Raw genomic sequence first — 18342 nt, 5'->3', positions numbered from 1 at the left:
CTTTCGGGACCGTAGGCGACATGGATGTCGCCTACGAGCCTCCATGGATGGATTCACGGCGTGTCCCGAAAGGGCCCTGCCCCCGAAGGCCGCGCGCGGCAACCGAACCGCCGATCCATCTCGCGAGCCGACCAAGCCCAGCAGCGCCCCAAAAGGGAAAGGGCGACCAAAGGCCGCCCGATCCATCAAACAAGAAATGCGAGATCAAGGCGAAGCAGCCGTCCCCTTCCCCTTGGCGGAAGCCCCCGCCTTCGAAGGCGAACCCAGATACTGCTGCAGCCAATCGTTGGTCTCGGCGAGCATCTGCATGATCGACTCCCGCGCCCGATACCGGTGCGCCTCGTTCGGCAGCATGACCAGACGCGCCGTCCCGCCCAACCCCTTCACCGCCGCGTACAGCCGCTCGCTCTGGATCGGGAACGTGCCGCTGTTGTCGTCGTCCTGCCCGTGGATCAGCAACAGCGGCGTCTTGATACGGTCCGCGTAGTTGAACGGCGACATCGCCGCGTACACCGGCTGCGCCTGCCAGTAATTACGCTCCTCGGACTGGAACCCGAACGGCGTCAGCGTGCGGTTGTAGGCGCCGCTGCGCGCGATGCCGGCCTTGAACAACGTCGAATGCGCCAGCAGGTTCGCCGTCATGAACGCACCGTACGAGTGCCCGCCGATCGCGATGCGCTCCCGGTCCGCCACCCCGCGCCGCACCACCTCGTCCACCGCCGCCTGCGCATCGGCCACCAACTGCTGCACGTAGGTATCGTTCGGCTCCGCATCGCCCTCGCCGATGATCGGCATCGACGGGTTGTTGAGTACCGCATAGCCCATCGCCAGGTATGCCTGCGGCCCCCAGTAGCCCACCGCGTTGAAGCGGTATGGCGAATCGGTGACCTGGCTGGCGGCCGCCGCCGATTTGAACTCGCCCGGATAGGCCCACATCAGCATCGGCAGCGGGCCATCACGCTTGGCCTCGTAGCCGGGTGGCAGCAGCAGCGTCGCGGTGAGATCCACGCCATCGGCCCGCTTGTAGCGGATCTGCTCCTTCTGCACGCCGCGCAGCTGCGGCAGCGGATGCGCGAAGCGCGTCAGCGCACGCGGCGCGTCGGCCGCCCCCAGCGTGCGGACATACCAGTTGGCCGGCTCGTCCGGCGACTCGCGCGTGGTCAGCCACTGCCGGCCCTGCGCATCCAGCGGCGCACGCGGCCGCTCGTAGAACGGCGCCTGCGACTGGAACAAGCGTTCGCGCTGCCCATCGCGCAGGTCCAGCCGGTCCACGAACGGACGATCGCCTTCCGGCGATGCGCCCTCGCCGACCAGGTAGAGGAACTGCCCCTGCGCATCGGTGAACAGCCGCGGCTGGCCGTTCTCGTCGTCGACCGTCGCCGGCGTGCCCGGGTCGGCGTAGCGATCCTCCTCCGAGCGTTCGTTCAACAGCACGGGGGCCTGCCCCGGCGCGTCCGGGGCCACCCGCCACTGGCGGATCTTGCGATCCTTCCACCAGTACTCGTCGACCAGCGCCAGGTCGCCACGCCCCCAGGTCACGTCAGCGAAGCGCGTGGCCAGCTCGATCAGTGTCTGCGGCGGCTGTTCGAAAGGCGCCGCCTGCACCATCACCGCATCGCGGATGCGCGCCTCGCGCGAGGGATCGCCGCCATCCTGCGCCTCCGCCCACAGCAGCGTGGCCGGCGCGTCCGCGCGCCACTGCACCGCGCGCACGCCGGTGGGTACCGCGTCGTTGCCGGTCGGCAGGCCTTCCACCAGCGGCAGGCGCGCGACCTCGTGCTCGTAGCGGCCCCTGGCATCCAGCACTTCGATACGGCGCGGGAAGCGGGTCAGCGGCACCAGATAGGAGAACGGCCGCTCGATGCGCTGCGACAGCAGGTGCTGGCCATCCGGCGACGGCGCCAGGTCCGTATACAGGCCCGGCGCGCCCAGCGGCTCGATCTGGCCGTTGAGCGCCACCCGCGCCGGCTGCGCCGCCAGGTAGTACTCCAGGCGCCGGGCGTCGCCCTCGTTGCGCAACAGATCCTGGTAGGTGCGAATCGAGCGTGCGCCGGCGGCCTGCGCGGTCTGCTGGATCGCCGGGCCGGCGGGAATGCCGTCGTCGGCCGGCGCGGCCCCCTGCCCGGCCGGTTGCAGCAGCACCAGCAGCGAGCGGCTGTCGGGCATCCAGCGGTAGCCCGGCTGGGTGAGGGTGTTGAGCCGCTCGGCCACGCGCCACGCCCGGTGCGCGCCCACGTCCACCAGCCACAGCTCGTTGGCGCCGCTGGCCGAATCCACGCGGTTGAACGCCAGGTAGCGCTGGTCCGGCGACCAGGAGACCGAGGCCAGCGACAGCGGCGCGGGCAGGCCGTCGATCTGCGTCTGTTGGCCATCGGCCACATGCATCAGCCACAGTTGCTGCGCGAAGGAGAATTCACTGCGCGAGCGCGTGCGCGGGTGCAGCCGCAGGCCGGCGAGCTTGAGCTCCGGTTGCGCCACCTGCGCGATGCCCGGCAACGCCGGGCTCTGCAGCAGCGCGGCGTATTCGCGCTGGCGCGAGAGCACCAGGCGAGGCGGGTTCGGCGCATCGGCCACCGCCTGCAGCGGCGCGGGCGGCAGCCGATAGCCCGGCGCGGCGGCTTGCGTGGCAGGCGGGGCGGCCGGCGTCGCCGACCACGCCGCGGGCGCCAGCAGGCAGCCTGCCAGCACACCGGTCCACATCGTCTTCCATCCTGCCTGCATCGGCCTGCCTCCCATGAGCGAATGACCCACGGTAGCAGCCGCGCGCGCGCGGCTGACCTGCCGATGGTTGGGGCCCGGCCACCGACGTGTTCATTCCCGGACGGGTCGCGACGATATAATCGTCGGGTCCGCCGAGGGGCGCTGCGACCAGGGGCCGTTTCACGACGCCACGGGCCAGGCTCGGTGGGTTGGTCCCCTGCAACGGCGCCCGGCAACGCGAATTCTTTCGCAGATACCGGAGCATGCCCATGAATGCCGCACTGAAGACCTTTTCCACCGAGGGCGACTACAAGGTCGCCGACATCTCCCTGGCCGACTGGGGCCGCAAGGAGATCGACATCGCCGAGCACGAGATGCCGGGCCTGATGTCCATCCGCCGCAAGCACGCCGCCGCCAAGCCGCTCAACGGCGTGCGCGTGACCGGCTCGCTGCACATGACCATCCAGACCGCCGTGCTGATCGAAACGCTGAAGGACATCGGCGGCGACGTGCGCTGGGCCTCGTGCAACATCTTCTCCACCCAGGACCAGGCCGCCGCGGCCATCGCCGCCACCGGCACCCCGGTGTTCGCCTGGAAGGGCGAGACGCTGGAGGAATACTGGGACTGCACCCTGGCCGCGCTGACCTTCACCGCCGCCGACGGCACCCTGCTGGGCCCGGAACTGGTGGTCGATGATGGCGGCGACGTCACCCTGCTGATCCACAAGGGCTACGAGCTGGAGAACGGCTCCAAGTGGGTGGACGAGCCGGCCTCCTCGCACGAGGAGCAGATCATCAAGAACCTGCTCAAGCGCGTGGCCGTCGAGCGCCCGGGCTACTGGACCCGCGTGGTGCAGAGCTGGAAGGGCGTCTCGGAAGAGACCACCACCGGCGTGCACCGCCTGTACCAGCTGGCCGAGGCCGGCACGCTGCTGGTGCCCTCCATCAACGTCAACGACTCGGTCACCAAGAGCAAGTTCGACAACCTCTACGGTTGCCGCGAATCGCTGGCCGACGGCCTGAAGCGCGCGATGGACGTGATGCTGGCCGGCAAGGTGGCCGTGGTGTGCGGCTACGGCGACGTCGGCAAGGGCTCGGCCCACTCGCTGCGCGCCTATGGCGCGCGCGTGGTCGTCACCGAGATCGACCCGATCTGCGCGCTGCAGGCGGCGATGGAAGGCTTTGAGGTCAACACCGTCGAATCGACCCTGGGCCAGGCCGACATCTACGTCACCACGACCGGCAACAAGGACATCATCACCCTCGAGCACATGAAGGCGATGAAGGACCAGGCCATCGTGTGCAACATCGGCCACTTCGACAACGAGATCCAGGTCGATGCGCTGTACAACCTGGCCGGCGTGCAGAAGATCAACATCAAGCCGCAGGTGGACAAGTTCGTGTTCCCCAACGGCAACGCGATCTTCCTGCTGGCCGAAGGCCGCCTGGTGAACCTGGGCTGCGCCACCGGCCACCCGAGCTTCGTGATGTCCAACTCGTTCGCCAACCAGACCCTGGCGCAGATCGACCTGTGGCAGAACAAGGATGTGTACGAGAAGGCCGTCTACCGCCTGCCCAAGCACCTGGACGAGGAAGTGGCGCGCCTGCACCTGGAGAAGATCGGCGTGGTGCTGACCAAGCTGAGCGACGAGCAGGCCGCCTACCTCGGCGTGCCGGTGGAAGGCCCGTACAAGCCGGAGCATTACCGCTACTGATCCCTTGCCGGATCGGACAAGAAAACGGGGCCCTCGGGCCCCGTTTTTTTGTGCAAGATGTCATCGCGGCACTCGAAGCTGCCGCATCCGCCCGCCGCTCAGCGCGCCACTTCGATCCGCAGCGCCCGCAGGTCGAACTTGCCGGCAGCGGCCCCCACCACCAGCGTGTTGCGCCCCGGCGCCAGCGTCACCGGCAGCTTGCCATTCGCACCGGCCACGGTCTGCGCGAGGCGGTCGCCGTTGACCTGCACCCAGGCCTGGCCCTTGCCATCGCCCTGCAGCGCCAGCGTGTAGCGGCCGCCGGTCTCCACCTCCACGGTGTACTTCAGCCACTCGCCCTTCTCCAGCCCGGCCACCTGCAAGGTGCCGTCCTGGCGCACGCCCAGGTCCACGCCGTCGTTGCGGTAGGTCATGGCCGGGTTCCAGGTGACGCGGTCCGGCCCGGTGCCCTTGTCGTTAGACGCCGTGAGGTCGTGGTACGCCACGCCATCGCGCCCCATGTCGAAGTCGATCGCCGCCACCGTGCCGCCGTCCGCGCCGATGCGGTGCGTCTTGTAAGGCACGGGCTGCAGCGAATGCGGCGAACGGAACAGCGCGTCCACCACGTCCGGGTGCTGCACGTTGTTTTCGTAGCGCACGTCATGCGAGGCAAACTGCATCAATGCCTGCTCGGCCTCGGCCGCCGAGGGTTGCGGCCCCTTGCCTTCCCAATAGGCGAGCAGCCGGCGGTAGCCCTCGTTGGGCGTCACCTGCAGCGGATTGTTGTAACGAATCTTCTTCAACGGCCACCACGACCAACCGATGCCCTCGTTCTCCACCAGCTGGATCGTGCGCGCGAACCAGTCGTTGGAGTTCTCGCCGCTCTCGCCCAGCCATAGCGGCACATGGTGCTTGTCGCGCAGCGCGATGACCTTGCCCAGCGTGTCGGGCGTGGTCGCATCCCAGTACTTGTGGAAACTGACCACCAGGTTGTCGTCCCACATGCCCTCATCGAACACGCCGGCGTAGTTGTTGCCCCAGCAGTTGCCCTCCACGATGACGATGTGGCGCTTGTCGACTTCGCGGATCGCCGCGGTGGTGCGCACCAGCAGGTCGCGCAACGGCGCGTTGCCGGTCTCCTTGCAGCCGTTGCGGTCGGCGCGGTCGGAGAAGCCCCAGTTGGGCTCGTTGATGATGTCGTAGGCGCCGATGTACGGTTCGTCCTTGTAGCGCTCGGCCAGCTTGCGCCACAGCGCGATCATCTTCTCCTGCTTGGCCGGGTCGTCCCACAGCGAGGATTGCGCCGGGTCGCGGTCGGAGATGTTGATGTCGTTGCCCTGCCCGCCCGGCGCGGCATGCAGGTCCAGGATCAGGTACATGTCGTTGGCCTTGGCCCAGGCCAGCAGTTCGTCGGTGCGGCGGAAGCCGTCTTCCAGCCAGGTCTGCTCGCCCTTCACCGGTTCCTGTTCGACCGGCAGCGTGTACAGCGCGTAGTGCATCGGCAGGCGGATGGAGTTGAAGCCCCAGCGCGCCATCGCGTCGACGTCGGCCTTGGTGGTGTGGTTGTCCAGCCACGCGGTGTAGAAGGCCTGGGTCTTCTCCGGGCCGATCAGCTTCTCGATGTTCTGGCGGATCACCCGTTGCGTGCCGAACTGCGGCAGCTCCAGCATGTAGCCTTCTTGCAGCATCCAGCCGCCCAGCCCCATGCCGCGCAGGATGACCGGCTCCCCCTGCCCATCGACGATGCGCGTGCCGTCTGCACGCAGGAAATCCTTGGCGGTGGCGGGCGCCTGCACGGCGGCCAGGGCCAGGACAAGGGCGATCAGACGGGTCTTGGACTTCATCGTGTGCGGTGCTCCCCGGAAAAAACGTTTCCGGCGATGATGGCACGGCCCCTGGCGATGGCCGCCCTGCGGCGCAGCAAAACCTCCATGCATCCATCGCGATGAAGCGATACAATTCCACCGCACCCTCGCACGCCCCAGGCCCATGACCCCGATCAGCTTCGAGTTCTACCCGCCGAAGACCGACGAGCAGCGCAGCCAGCTCGACCGCACCGCGTCGCGCCTCTCCACGCACGCACCGGAGTACGTGTCCTGCACGTTCGGCGCGGGTGGCTCGACGCTGAGCTACACCTCCGAGACGGTGCGCCACCTCAGCCAGCACCATCGCTTCGACGCCGCGCCGCACCTGTCCTGCGTGGGTGGCAGCCGCGAGGAGATCCGCGAGCTGCTCAAGCTGTACCGCGCGCTGGGCTGCAAGCGCATCGTCGCGCTGCGCGGCGACCTGCCGTCGGGCATGGGCCATCCGGGCGACCTGCGCTACGCCGCCGAGCTGATTGCCTTCATCCGCGACGAGCATGGCGATGCGTTCCATGTCGAGGTGGGCGCCTATCCGGAAACGCACCCGCAGGCCGCCGACGCGATCACCGACCTGCGGCATTTCAAGGCCAAGGTGGACGCCGGCGCGGACGGCGCGATCACGCAGTACTTCTACAACGCGGACGCCTATTTCTCCTTCGTGGACGCGGTGCGCAAGCTGGGCGTGGAGATCCCGATCGTGCCGGGCATCATGCCGATCTCCAACTTCTCGCAGCTGCGGCGCTTTTCCGAGCAGTGCGGCGCGGAGATCCCGCGCTGGATCGCCAAGCGCATGCAGGCCTATGGCGACGACGCCGAATCGATCCGCGAGTTCGGCGCCGACGTGGTGGCCGCGCTGTGCCAGCGGCTGATCGAGGGCGGCGCGCCGTCGCTGCATTTCTACACGCTCAACCTCGCCAAGCCGACCCAGCAGATCCTGCAACGCCTGGGCCGCTGACGCCGCGCGTGGCGCGCGATGCCGTTCGTCGCTACGCTGGGCGGATGCGCACGTCCCTGATGCTGCCCACCCTGCTGACCGGCCTGGCCCTGGCTCTGCCGGCCACCGGCGCGCGGGCGCAGGCCGCGGTGAACCGCTGCATCGGCCCGGACGGGCAGACGGTCTTCAGCGACCGCCGCTGCGAGGACCTGGGCAGCATCTCGCGCATGCCGCCGCCCGCCCTGCGCGACGGAGAGACCGGCCTGTACCGTTACGGCTGCCCGCGCCGCCTCAGCGAACTGGTCGGGCTGCTGCGCACCGCGGTGGAGACCCACGACGTCAACCGCCTCTCCAGCCTGTACCTGTGGGGCGATGTCTCCAACGCCACCGCCAACCGCGTGCTGTCGCAACTGGAAGCCATCGCCGACCGCACGCTGGTGGACATCGCGCCGATGTACCCGGCCGAGGCGACGGACGCCTATGCGCCGATCACCACGCCCGAGCCCGACGCCGCCTATGTGCCGCCGGACAACAGCGCCGCCACCGCACTGGCCGAAGCCCCTTACGCGCCCGCCACGCGCCCGCGTCCCTGGGGCTTGCGGCTGGAACAGGTGATGGCCAACGGCAGCACGCCGTCGCGCACCGTGCTGCGGCTGCGGCGGCAGTACAACTGCTTCTGGGTGAGCTTCTAGCCGACGGCGGCCAGGTCCGCGGGCCACAGCGCGCGGATCGCCGCGATGCCCTGCGCGCCGTGCTGGCGCGCCACCCCGATGTGTTCCGGTGCCAACCCGCCGATCGCGTACAACGGCAGCGCCACCGACTCACGCAGCTGCTCGAAACCCTCCCAGCCGAGCGCGGGCTCGCCCGGATGCGAAGCGGTGGGCAGCACCGGGCCGAGCACGGCGAAGTCGCAGCCCAGCTGCTGCGCGCGACGCAGGTCCTCCGCCTGGTGGCAGGAAGCGGCCAGCGGCACTTCCGCCGGCAAGGGGCGCGCCTCCAGCGTGGCCAGCTGTTCGGCGCCCAGGTGCACGCCAAAGCCCAGCTCGCGCGCCAGCGCGATGTCGCGGTTGAGCAGCCATTGCACGTCGCGGCGGCCGAAGTGTTCGCGCACCGCCTCCAGCAGACCGCGCCAACGCAGCGGCTCGCAGGCGCGCGCACGCAGGTGTACCCGCCGCACGCCCTCGTCCAGCGCGATGCCCAACTGGCGCAGCCAGGCTTCGGCATCTTCCGGTTCGGGCGTAACGAGGTAGCGGTCGGGCTGGCGCAGCGCCGCCACCACCGGCACGTCGGCGGGCGGCATCGAATAGCGCGAGAGCCGTTCCGGCGGCACCCACGTCAATGCCTGCCCTTCGCGGCCGCGCGGCTGGCCCTTCCAGGCGGTGATCGCGCGTACTTCCAGGCGCAGCCGCTTGTCCGGATAACGCTGCGGGACTTCCATCAGCCAGTCGCCGACCTCGGCGTCGATGCCCAGCTCCTCGTGCAACTCGCGCGCGAGCGCCTGTTCGGACGTCTCGCCGGGCTCGCGCTTGCCGCCGGGGAATTCCCACAGGCCCGGCATGTCGCGGGTTTCGGTGCGGCGCGTGAGCAGGATGCGGCCACGGGCGTCACGGATGACGCCGGCCACGACATGGATCGATCGCAGGGAATCAGGCATGCAACGACTTTGCCGTGCGCCGGGAGCAGCGGCAAGCGGCGGGCGTGAAGTATGTGAAGGAGAGGGGGTTGGCCGCCTGCGGTGTTCACGGCGGCCTGCTCGGTCCAGGGACCTGCCCGCGCCGGCGCCGGTCTTGGGGAAAGCCCCCCATCGTCGAGGGGCGCGCCGAAAGCGCCCGCCAGCCAGCAAGCCCCGTACTGCGGGTTTCGCTACGCGAAATCCGCAGTCGCCACCCGCCCCGCGGGTGACGCGGTCAGCTCAGCTCAGCTGAGCTGACCGTGGCAGTGCTTGAACTTCTTGCCGCTGCCGCACGGGCACGGGTCGTTGCGGCCGACCTTCGGGGCCTCGCGCACGGCCTGCGCCACGGCGGCGCCCTGGCGGCCCTGCATCTCGTCCACTTCGTCCTCGGTGCCGTAGCCGCCGGCATCCTGGTGCTGGAACTGCGACTGGCGCAGGCGTGCCTCGGCCTGCTGACGCTCCTGGGCCTCCAGCGCGGCGACTTCTTCCTCGCTGCGGATGTGCACGCGCGCGAGCAGGTTGATCACGTCGCGCTTCACGCTTTCCAGCATCTCGGAGAACAGCTCGAAGGCTTCCTTCTTGTATTCCTGCTTCGGCTGCTTCTGCGCATAGCCGCGCAGGTAGATGCCCTGGCGCAGGTAGTCCATCTTCGCCAGGTGTTCCTTCCAGCCCTGGTCGAGCACGGTGAGCATGACGTGCTTCTCCAGCGCGCGCATGGTCTCGGCGCCGACGGCCGCTTCCTTGCCGGCGAAGTGCGCGTCCACCGCGCCCTGCACCTTCTCAGCGATCTGCTCGGCGTCGAGCTCTTCCTGGCCCTTGGCAAAGCTGGCCAGGTCGATGTTCACGCCCAGCTCGGATTGCAGCGTGGCCTCCAGGCCCGGCAGGTCCCACTGGTCGTCCACCGAGTTCGGCGGCACGAAGCGCGCGACCAGGTCGTACACCACGTCGCCGCGGATGCCGTCCACGTTGTCCTTCACCGATTCGGCGTCCAGCAGCTCGTCGCGCTGGGCGTAGATCACCTTGCGCTGGTCGTTGTTGACGTCGTCGAAGTCCAGCAGGTTCTTGCGGATATCGAAGTTGTGGGCCTCGACCTTGCGCTGCGCCTTCTCGATCTGGCGGCTGACCAGGCGGTCCTCGATGACGTCGTCCTCCTTCATGCCCATCAGGCGCATGGCCTTCTGGACCCAGTCGGAGGCAAAGATGCGCATCAGATTGTCTTCGAGCGACAGGTAGAAGCGCGAGGAGCCCGGGTCGCCCTGGCGGCCGGAGCGGCCACGCAACTGGTTGTCGATACGCCGCGACTCATGCCGCTCGGTGCCGACGATGTGCAGGCCGCCGGCGGCCTTGACCGCATCGTGGCGGCGCTGCCATTCGGTCTTGGCGCGGAAGCGCTGGTCCTCGGTCGCTTCCTCGCCCAGGCCCTGCAGCTCGGTTTCCAGCGAGCCGCCGAGCACGATGTCGGTACCGCGGCCGGCCATGTTGGTGGCGATGGTCACCGCGCCCGGGCGGCCGGCGTTGGCGACGATGGTCGCCTCGCGCTCGTGCTGCTTGGCGTTGAGCACCTCGTGCGGCACGCCGGCCTTGCGCAGGTGATCGGAGAGCATCTCCGAGGTTTCGATCGAGGTGGTGCCGACCAGCACCGGCTGGCCGCGCTTGTTGCAGTCCTGGATGTCGGCCAGCACCGCGTTGAACTTGCCCTTGCGGTTGAGGAACACCTGGTCGGGGTGGTCCTTGCGCACGGTCGGCTTGTTGGTGGGGATCACCACCACTTCCAGGCCGTAGATGCTCTGGAACTCGTAGGCTTCCGTATCGGCCGTACCGGTCATGCCGGACAGCTTCTTGTACATGCGGAACAGGTTCTGGAAGGTGATGCTGGCCAGGGTCTGGTTCTCGCGCTGGACCGGCACACCCTCCTTCGCTTCCACCGCCTGGTGCAGGCCATCGGACCAGCGGCGGCCGGCCAGGGTACGGCCGGTGAATTCGTCGACGATCACCACTTCGCCGTCGCGCACGATGTAGTCCACGTCGCGCTGGAACAGCGCGTGCGCGCGCAGCGCGGCATTGAGGTGGTGGACCACGCTGAGATTCTGCGCGGCGTACAGGCCTTCCTCGTCGGTGAGGATGCCGGCCTGGCGCAGCAGGTCCTCGGCATGCTCCATGCCGGCCTCGGACAGGTGCACCTGCTTGCCCTTCTCGTCGACCCAGAAGTCGCCTTCGGCTTCCTCGTTCTCCTGCTTGGTCAGCTGCGGGACGATGCGGTTGACGCGGATGTACAGCTCCGGCGATTCATCGGCCGGGCCGGAGATGATCAGCGGCGTGCGCGCTTCGTCGATCAGGATCGAGTCCACTTCGTCGACGATGGCGTAGTGCAGGCCTCGCTGGTAGCGGTCCGCACGCGAGAGCGCCATGTTGTCGCGCAGGTAGTCGAAGCCGAATTCGTTGTTGGTGCCGTAGGTGATGTCCGCGCCGTAGGCGGCGTGCTTGTCGCTGTGCGGCATGCCGGGGTAGACCACGCCCACGCTCAGGCCCAGCCAGTTGTACAGCTTGCCCATCTGCGCGGCGTCGCGGCGGGCCAGGTAGTCGTTGACGGTCACCACGTGGACGCCCTGGCCTTCCAGAGCGTTGAGGTACACCGGCAGCGTGGCGACCAGGGTCTTGCCCTCGCCGGTGCGCATTTCGGCGATCTTGCCCAGGTGCAGCACCATGCCGCCGATCAGCTGCACGTCGTAGTGGCGCATGCCCAGCACGCGGCGCGAGGCCTCGCGGCACACGGCGAAGGCTTCGGGCAGCACCTTGTCCAGCGCCTCGCCCTTGGCGATGCGCTCCTTGAATTCGGGGGTCTTGGCCTGCAGCTGCGCGTCGGAGAGCTTCTCCATCTCCGGCTCCAGCGCATTGATCTTGACCACGATGCGGTTGAGCTGGCGCAGGAGGCGTTCGTTACGACTGCCGAAAACGCGGGTAAGCAGGCTGTTGATCATTGAAGAAACCGGTTGAAGTGCATCGAAAGATGCGCCGAAAAGAAGGAACGCTTCGACCGACGCCGGCTCCCCGACGACCGCCGCAAACGCGACAGGGCGCAAAGCGCCCTGTCGATGGCAATGCCCATTGTAGCTTGGGGCGGGGGCTGGCGAACGCAAGCCCCGGCCGCAGGCGGATCAGCCGCGTGCGCGGCGGCCCACCGGGGTATTGTTGTTGTCGCCCAGGAACTTGCGCGGGTTCATCACCTGGCCGTCCTTCCAGACCTCGAAGTGGACGTGGGCGCCGGTGGAGCGGCCCGTGGAGCCGGCCTTGGCGACCTGCTCGCCGGCCCGGACCAGGTCGCCGGCCTTCACCGTCAGGCGCGAGTTGTGCGCGTAGCGGGTGACGTAGCCGTTGCCGTGGTCGACCTCCACCACGTTGCCGTAGCCGCCGCGCACGCCGGCATAGCTCACCACGCCGTCGGCCACCGCCAGCACCGGATCGCCGACGCTGGCGTGGAAATCGATGCCCTTGTGGTTGGCGGAGCCGCCGTTGAACGGATCGGCGCGGCCGCCGAAGCCGGAGGTGATGTAGGTGTTGCGGATCGGCATCCGCGACGGCACCGCGTTCTGCTCCAGCTGGTGGTCGAACATCAGCGACGCGAGGACGTTGAGCTGCTGGCCGGAGGCGGCGAACTGCTGCTCGAGTTGCCCTAGATCCTCCTTGAACTCGCCGACCGGCATGTCCTGGGCGGGCTCGTCGCCGCCACCCACGCCCACCGGTTCGTTGAAGTCGAATTCGCCGTCCTGCAGCTTGCCCATCTGGGTCAGGCGCTCGCCCAGGGCGTTCAGGCGGGTGGCCTGGGCCTGCAGCTCGCCGAGCCGCGCGGCCAGCGCATTGACCTGGGCCTGGGATTCGCGCTGTACCTTGGCCAGCTCGGCCTGCTGTGCGTCGACCTTGGCCTGCAGGCGGGCATCGTTCACCATGCCGGCCCCGGTGGCTGCGCCCAGGCCGAGCAACAGGCCGGCGCCCAGCACCACGCCCAACACGGTGAGCGGGCGATCCGCCGCGAAATCGCGGATCTGTCGGGCCACACGCTGGCCCCGGGTCTGACGCGATTTGATTACGATCTTGTTGAAAGCCATTAGTGAGTCTTCATGTCCAAGCCAACGTCCAGCGCACGCGGCCCCTCCGTCCCGCAGCAGGCCATCGAGGCCGCGCTGGCGGAGAAGACCGGCAACCCCTTGCGCCGAGCCCTGTGGCTCGATGCGCTGGACAGGCAGTTGCGCCCCTATCTGCCGCCTTCACTCGCCGGGCACTGCCGGCTTGCCAACGTGAAGGACGAACAGCTCGTTTTCCTCGTCGATTCGCCGGTGTGGCACGCCAAACTGCGGCTGGCCGAACAACAGCTCCTCGTTGCGGCCCGATCCGTCGGGCTGAAGGTCACGCGGGTGACCCCCAAGACCACCACCGCTTCGCTGCATTCCCCAATGCCGAAGAACCCGGGGCAGTCGAAACCTGTCTCAGCCGCCACGCACAAAGGTCTGCGCGAGGCACTGGCATCCCTGCAGGACATCGTTCCCACCGGTGCGCCCAAGACGCGCCGTTGATGCCCGGCCGGCACTCCCGGCCGGCCGTCGCGCGTGAAGAGCATGAGAAGAAACATACGCGACCGGACGCATCCTAGCGGCCCCGGGTGGCGCGTTAGTTAGGGAAAGATTAAATAGTCGTTAAATTCAGGAACTGGCTCGGTGTGAGTTCACAGTTCCACGACATCGCCCCGGCGGGCTCCCTACAGGGAGGCCGGGTGGGTGGGGAATCCCCTGACGGGGAGGCGATCAGGCGTAGGCGGGGGCGCCGTAGGCCACCGGCGGCTGCACGCTGCCGGCCGGGAAGCTGACCCATTCCCAGGCTTCCTGCTGCGCCAGCAGGGCCCGGACCAGCTTGTTGTTGAGCGCGTGGCCGGACTTGAAGCCCTCGTAGGCGCCCAGGATCGGGCCGCCGGCGAGGTACAGGTCGCCCACCGCATCGAGGATCTTGTGGCGCACGAATTCGTCGGTGTAACGCAGGCCGTCGTCGTTGAGCACGCGGAACTCGTCCAGCACGATGGCGTTGTCCATCGAGCCGCCCAGGCCCAGGTTGCGCTCGCGCATGTACTCCAGGTCGCGCATGAAGCCGAACGTGCGCGCGCGGGAGATTTCCTTGATGTACGCGGCGGTGGAGAACTCCAGCTCGGCGCGCGACTGCTTGGCCGGGATCATCGGGTGGTCGAACTCGATGGTGAAGCCGAGCTTGTAGCCGTCATACGGGGTGAAGCGGGCCACCTTGTCGCCCTCGCGCACTTCCACCGGCGACTTGATGCGGATGAAGCGCTTGGCCGCATCCTGCTCGACGATGCCGGCGGACTGCAGCAGGAACACGAACGGGCCCGAGGAGCCGTCCATGATCGGCAGCTCGGCCGAGGACAACTCGACGATGGCATTGTCGATACCCAGGCCGGCCAGGGCCGACATCAGGTGCTCGACGGTCTGGATCTTGGCCCCATTGCACGTCAGCCCGGTGCACAGCGTGGTCTCGGTGACCAGGCTTGCGTCCGCGGGCACTTCGACCACCGGCACCATGTCCACGCGCCGGAACACGATGCCGTGGTTGACCGGCGCCGGGCGCAGGGTCATGTAGACCTTGTCGCCGCTGTGCAGGCCAACGCCGGTGGCGCGGATCGTGTTCTTGAGGGTGCGTTGCTGGGTCATGGCGGTGAAGTCTGAATGACAAACGCAGACGTGAGCTGAACCGGCGAGCCGGCAAGAAGGGACGAATGTTAACAAAAGTGTCGCATCGGCAGATTCACGCCCGATGCCATGCCCGGCCAAGCGACGCCAAAACCCGCCGGGTCGGGGGCACACCGACCCGGCGGAAAGGACATGGCGCCGGCACGCGGGCGGACAAGCCCGATGCCGCCGACGCTGCGTTCCGCTCCCGCGATGACGGGAACGGCGCGGCGCCGGTGAAGCATTCCGCTCGCGCGGAAGGTCAGTCGGCCTGGCGGCGCAGGAACGCCGGGATGTCCAGGTAGTCGCTCGGCAGTTCGGCGGCCGCCGGCGAGGCGGCACCGGCCGAAGCGGCCCCGACATCGCTGCTGGCACGGCGCAGGCCCAGGCCCATCGAACCGCCCACGGCCTTGGACACGGCATCGCTGCCGCCGTTGTCGAAATCGCCGAACTCCGGCTGGCCGGTGGTGGCGTTGCGCACCAGCTTGATCGGCGCGCGCTGCTCCGGACGCTGCGCCGTGCGGGCTACCGCGCGGTTCAGGCCGGTGGCGACCACGGTCACGCGGACCTCGTCCTGCATGTCCGGGTCCAGCACGGTGCCGACCACGACGGTGGCGTCTTCCGAGGCGAAGCCTTCGATGGTGCGGCCGATCTCGTCGAACTCGGACATGGTGAAGTCCGGGCCGGCGGTGATGTTCACCAGGATGCCGTTGGCGCCGGCCAGGTTCACGTCGTCCAGCAGCGGGTTCTGGATCGCCGCCTCGGCCGCGGCCTGGGCGCGGTCGTCGCCGCGGGCCGAGCCGGTGCCCATCATCGCCAGGCCCATCTCGGACATCACGGTGCGCACGTCGGCGAAGTCGACGTTGATCAGGCCCGGACGCACGATCAGGTCGGCGATGCCCTGCACCGCGCCCTGCAGCACGTCGTTGGCGGCGCGGAACGCCTGGATCATCGTGGCGTTGCGGCCGAGCACGGTGATCAGCTTTTCGTTGGGAATGGTGATCAGCGAGTCGCAGTGCGCCGACAGTTCCTCGATGCCCTTCAGCGCCACCTGCATGCGGCGGCGGCCTTCGAACGGGAACGGCTTGGTGACCACGGCCACGGTCAGGATGCCCATCTCCTTGGCCAGCTGCGCCACCACCGGCGCGGCACCGGTACCGGTGCCGCCGCCCATGCCGGCGGTGATGAACACCATGTCCGCGCCCTGCAGCGCGTCCATGATGCGCTCGCGGTCTTCCAGCGCGGCCTGGCGGCCGACTTCCGGGTTGGCGCCGGCGCCCAGGCCCTTGGTCACGTTGGTGCCCAGCTGCAGCTGCAGCTTCGCGCCGCAGTTCTTGATCGCCTGCGAGTCGGTGTTGGCGGTGATGAACTCCACGCCGTCCACGCTGCTGCTGACCATGTGCGCCACGGCGTTGCCGCCGCCGCCACCCACGCCCACCACCTTGATGACCGCATTCGGGGCCATCTTCTCGATCAGTTCAAAATGTGCCATGTCCTTGTCCTCTTGTGTGGAGCCGTGACCCGGGGGCTGCCCGTGGCCGGCGTTCTCTTCTGGTTTGAGTACTGCGTGCCCTGCGTTACTGCGACTGCCCACTGCCTGTTGCCCCTGCGCACCGCGCTCAGAATTCGCCGCGGTACCAGTTCTTGAGTTTGTTGAAGAAGCTGCCCGCGCGGCCGGTCGGAATCGACGGGCGGCGCGGGTGTTCGATCTGGCTGCCCATCAGCAGCAGGCCCACGCCGGTGGCGTGCACCGGGTTGCCCACCACTTCGCCCAGCCCGGTGACGTGCTGCGGAATCCCCACGCGCACCGGCATCTGCAGCATTTCCTCGGCCAGCTCGACCACGCCTTCCATCTTCGAGGCGCCACCGGTGAGCACCATGCCGGCGCGCACCAGTTCCTCGAAGCCGGAGCGGCGCAGCTCGGCCTGCACCATCTCGAAGATTTCCTCGTAACGACCCTGCACCGCCTGCGCCAGCGAGGCACGCGGCATGCGGCGCGGCGGGCGGTCGCCCACCGACGGCACCTGGATGCTTTCCTCGGCGGTGGCCAGCTGGGCCAGCGCGCAGGCGTAGCGCACCTTGATCTGCTCGGCTTCCGGCGTCGGGGTGCGCAGCATGTGCGCGATGTCGTTGGTGACGTGGTCGCCGGCGATCGGCAGCGAGGCGGTGTGGCAGATGGCGCCCTGCACGTACACGGCGATGTCCGTGGTGCCGGCGCCGATATCCACCAGCACCACGCCCAGTTCGCGCTCGTCGGCGGTCAGCACCGCCACGCTGGAAGCCAGCGAGGACAGCACCAGGTCATCGACCTGCAGGCCGCACTTCTGCACGCACTTGCTGATGTTGGCCGCCGCCGACTGCGCGCACACCACCAGGTGCGCGTGCACCTCCAGGCGCACGCCGGTCATGCCGACGGGATTGCGGATGCCTTCCTGCGAATCGTCCAGCACGTACTCGCGCGGGATCGCATGCAGGATGCGCTGGTCGGCCGGGATCGCCACCGCCTTGGCGGCATCGAGCACGCGCTCCAGATCACCCCAGGTCACTTCGCCGTCGCGGATCGGCACGATGCCCGGCGAGTTCTTGCACTGCACGTGGTTGCCGGAGATGGAGGCATAGACCGAGCGGATCTCGCAGCCGGCCATCAGCTCGGCTTCCTCCACCGCGCGCTGGATCGACTGCACCGTCGATTCGATGTCCACCACCACGCCGCGCTTGAGGCCGCGCGACTCGTGCGAACCGATGCCGATCACCTCGATCGGATTGCCCGGCGAATATTCGCCGACCAGCGCCACCACCTTGGAGGTGCCGATGTCGAGGCCCACGATGAGAGATTTGTCGCCCTTGCGGTTCATGTACTGGCTGCCGGAATGCTGAAGAAGGAATGCGGGAGGGACGTGCGGCGGGCGTTGCTGGCGACGCGGCGCGGCACGGGGGCCGGCGGCGTGGCCGGCGGCGCCGGCTGCCTCTCCAGGGTGAAACCGTTGGTGTAGCGAAGATCGGCGCGCGCGATGGGTTGCTGCGGGTCGAGCAGCTGCGGCAGCACGCGGGCGAAGCGCTGCAGGCGGGCCCGCGCATCGTCGCGGCCCACGATCACCGCGATGCCGTTGCTCAGGCCAAGCGACCAGCTGCCGCGCGCATCCATCTCCAGGCGCTGCACGTCCAGGCCGGTCGGCGCGAACAGCGCGCGCGACTCGTTGTAGAGGGCGACCACTTCGCGGGTCTTGCTGTCCGGCCCGCCGAGCTGCGGCAGCTGCAAGTTGCGCAGGCGCGGCGGAATCGCGAACAGCCGGCCCTGCTCGGAGAGCATGCGGTCCGTACCCCAGCGCGCGAACGGCTGGTGCTCGACCACGCGCACTTCCAGCACGTCCGGCCACTGCTTGCGCACCTGCGCGCTTTCCACCCACGGCAGGCGTTCGATGGCGTCCTGCGCATCCTTCAGCTTGACCGCGAAGAAGCCCGAGCGCGCATACGGCAGCACGACCGCGCGCAGCTGTTCGGCCGGCACGCGCTTGAAGTCGCCGGTCACGCGCAGCTTGGCCAGCGGCCAGCGCTCGGCGCCGACCCAGCCGTTGAGCACGGCCACCACCGGCAGCGCGACCAGCGCCACCGCCAGCAGCCAGGCGAGGATGCGCAACACCGCGTTCATGCGCGCACCGCCTTCGCCGGCGCGGGGATACGGCAGGCGCAGGCGCACGCGGCGGCCGGCGCGTGCGCGCCCCGCTTGCGTACCTGCATGCCGTATCCCGTGTGG

At 68.7% G+C, this 18342-nt stretch carries 13 protein-coding genes and 1 riboswitch; of the genes, 4 read left to right on the top strand and 9 right to left on the bottom strand.

What is annotated here, in order from left to right; all coding sequences use genetic code 11:
• Positions 1 to 204: 204 nt before the first annotated feature.
• A complete protein-coding gene (locus P6166_RS10320; protein ID WP_277764372.1) occupies positions 205 to 2721 on the bottom strand; it encodes a prolyl oligopeptidase family serine peptidase in 2517 nt (838 codons plus the stop codon).
• A gap of 127 nt (positions 2722 to 2848) precedes the next feature.
• A riboswitch (S-adenosyl-L-homocysteine riboswitch) is annotated at positions 2849 to 2938 on the top strand.
• Between the two features lie 31 nt (positions 2939 to 2969).
• On the opposite strand from P6166_RS10320, the gene ahcY reads away from it, so the two are divergent.
• The gene (gene ahcY, locus P6166_RS10315) at positions 2970 to 4415 is read left to right on the top strand and encodes an adenosylhomocysteinase (RefSeq protein WP_277764371.1); all 1446 of its coding nucleotides are present in this window, start codon (positions 2970 to 2972) and stop codon (positions 4413 to 4415) included.
• Between the two features lie 98 nt (positions 4416 to 4513).
• Here ahcY and P6166_RS10310 read toward each other — a convergent pair whose 3' ends face one another.
• Positions 4514 to 6238, bottom strand: a complete 1725-nt coding sequence (locus P6166_RS10310; RefSeq protein ID WP_277764370.1) for a cellulase family glycosylhydrolase — start codon at positions 6236 to 6238, stop codon at positions 4514 to 4516.
• A gap of 145 nt (positions 6239 to 6383) precedes the next feature.
• On the opposite strand from P6166_RS10310, the gene metF reads away from it, so the two are divergent.
• Positions 6384 to 7211, top strand: coding sequence for a methylenetetrahydrofolate reductase [NAD(P)H] (gene metF, locus P6166_RS10305; protein WP_277764369.1), 828 nt, complete (start codon positions 6384 to 6386; stop codon positions 7209 to 7211).
• A gap of 59 nt (positions 7212 to 7270) precedes the next feature.
• Positions 7271 to 7882 carry a hypothetical protein gene (locus P6166_RS10300; protein ID WP_277764379.1) on the top strand — a complete coding sequence of 204 codons (612 nt, stop codon included), beginning with the start codon at positions 7271 to 7273 and terminating at the stop codon, positions 7880 to 7882.
• Here the strand turns inward: P6166_RS10300 and P6166_RS10295 are convergent.
• The 3 genes from P6166_RS10295 to P6166_RS10285 all read right to left on the bottom strand — a co-directional run bounded on the left by P6166_RS10295 (position 7879) and on the right by P6166_RS10285 (position 12965).
• Positions 7879 to 8844, bottom strand: a complete 966-nt coding sequence (locus P6166_RS10295) for a Nudix family hydrolase (protein ID WP_277764368.1) — start codon at positions 8842 to 8844, stop codon at positions 7879 to 7881. The genes P6166_RS10300 and P6166_RS10295 overlap by 4 nt on opposite strands.
• Before the next feature lie 263 nt (positions 8845 to 9107).
• Positions 9108 to 11840 carry a preprotein translocase subunit SecA gene (gene secA / locus P6166_RS10290; RefSeq protein WP_277764367.1) on the bottom strand — a complete coding sequence of 911 codons (2733 nt, stop codon included), beginning with the start codon at positions 11838 to 11840 and terminating at the stop codon, positions 9108 to 9110.
• Positions 11841 to 12017: 177 nt separating this feature from the next.
• On the bottom strand, positions 12018 to 12965 hold the full coding sequence (locus tag P6166_RS10285; protein ID WP_277764366.1) for a M23 family metallopeptidase: 948 nt from the start codon (positions 12963 to 12965) through the stop codon (positions 12018 to 12020).
• Between the two features lie 12 nt (positions 12966 to 12977).
• Between P6166_RS10285 and P6166_RS10280 the strand changes: the two genes are divergently transcribed.
• The gene (locus P6166_RS10280; RefSeq protein WP_277764365.1) at positions 12978 to 13430 is read left to right on the top strand and encodes a DUF721 domain-containing protein; all 453 of its coding nucleotides are present in this window, start codon (positions 12978 to 12980) and stop codon (positions 13428 to 13430) included.
• 228 nt (positions 13431 to 13658) lie between these two features.
• Here P6166_RS10280 and lpxC read toward each other — a convergent pair whose 3' ends face one another.
• The 4 genes from lpxC to P6166_RS10260 form a co-directional block, all read right to left on the bottom strand.
• Entirely contained in the window at positions 13659 to 14570 is a 912-nt protein-coding gene (gene lpxC / locus P6166_RS10275) for a UDP-3-O-acyl-N-acetylglucosamine deacetylase (protein WP_277764364.1), read from the bottom strand.
• 280 nt (positions 14571 to 14850) lie between these two features.
• Positions 14851 to 16080 (bottom strand): cell division protein FtsZ, encoded by a 1230-nt coding sequence (ftsZ, locus tag P6166_RS10270; RefSeq protein ID WP_277764363.1) that lies wholly within the window; start codon positions 16078 to 16080, stop codon positions 14851 to 14853.
• Between the two features lie 127 nt (positions 16081 to 16207).
• On the bottom strand, positions 16208 to 17443 hold the full coding sequence (gene ftsA, locus P6166_RS10265; protein WP_057648177.1) for a cell division protein FtsA: 1236 nt from the start codon (positions 17441 to 17443) through the stop codon (positions 16208 to 16210).
• Positions 17440 to 18237, bottom strand: a complete 798-nt coding sequence (locus P6166_RS10260; protein ID WP_277764378.1) for a cell division protein FtsQ/DivIB — start codon at positions 18235 to 18237, stop codon at positions 17440 to 17442. The genes ftsA and P6166_RS10260 overlap by 4 nt, the downstream gene beginning before the upstream one ends.
• Positions 18238 to 18342 lie beyond the last annotated feature (105 nt).

It is taken from the genome of Stenotrophomonas sp. HITSZ_GD, assembly GCF_029543105.1.
Lineage (GTDB): Bacteria > Pseudomonadota > Gammaproteobacteria > Xanthomonadales > Xanthomonadaceae > Stenotrophomonas_A.
Note: the sequence above shows the minus strand (reverse complement) of the source record. Positions and strands in the feature narration are given on the sequence as shown.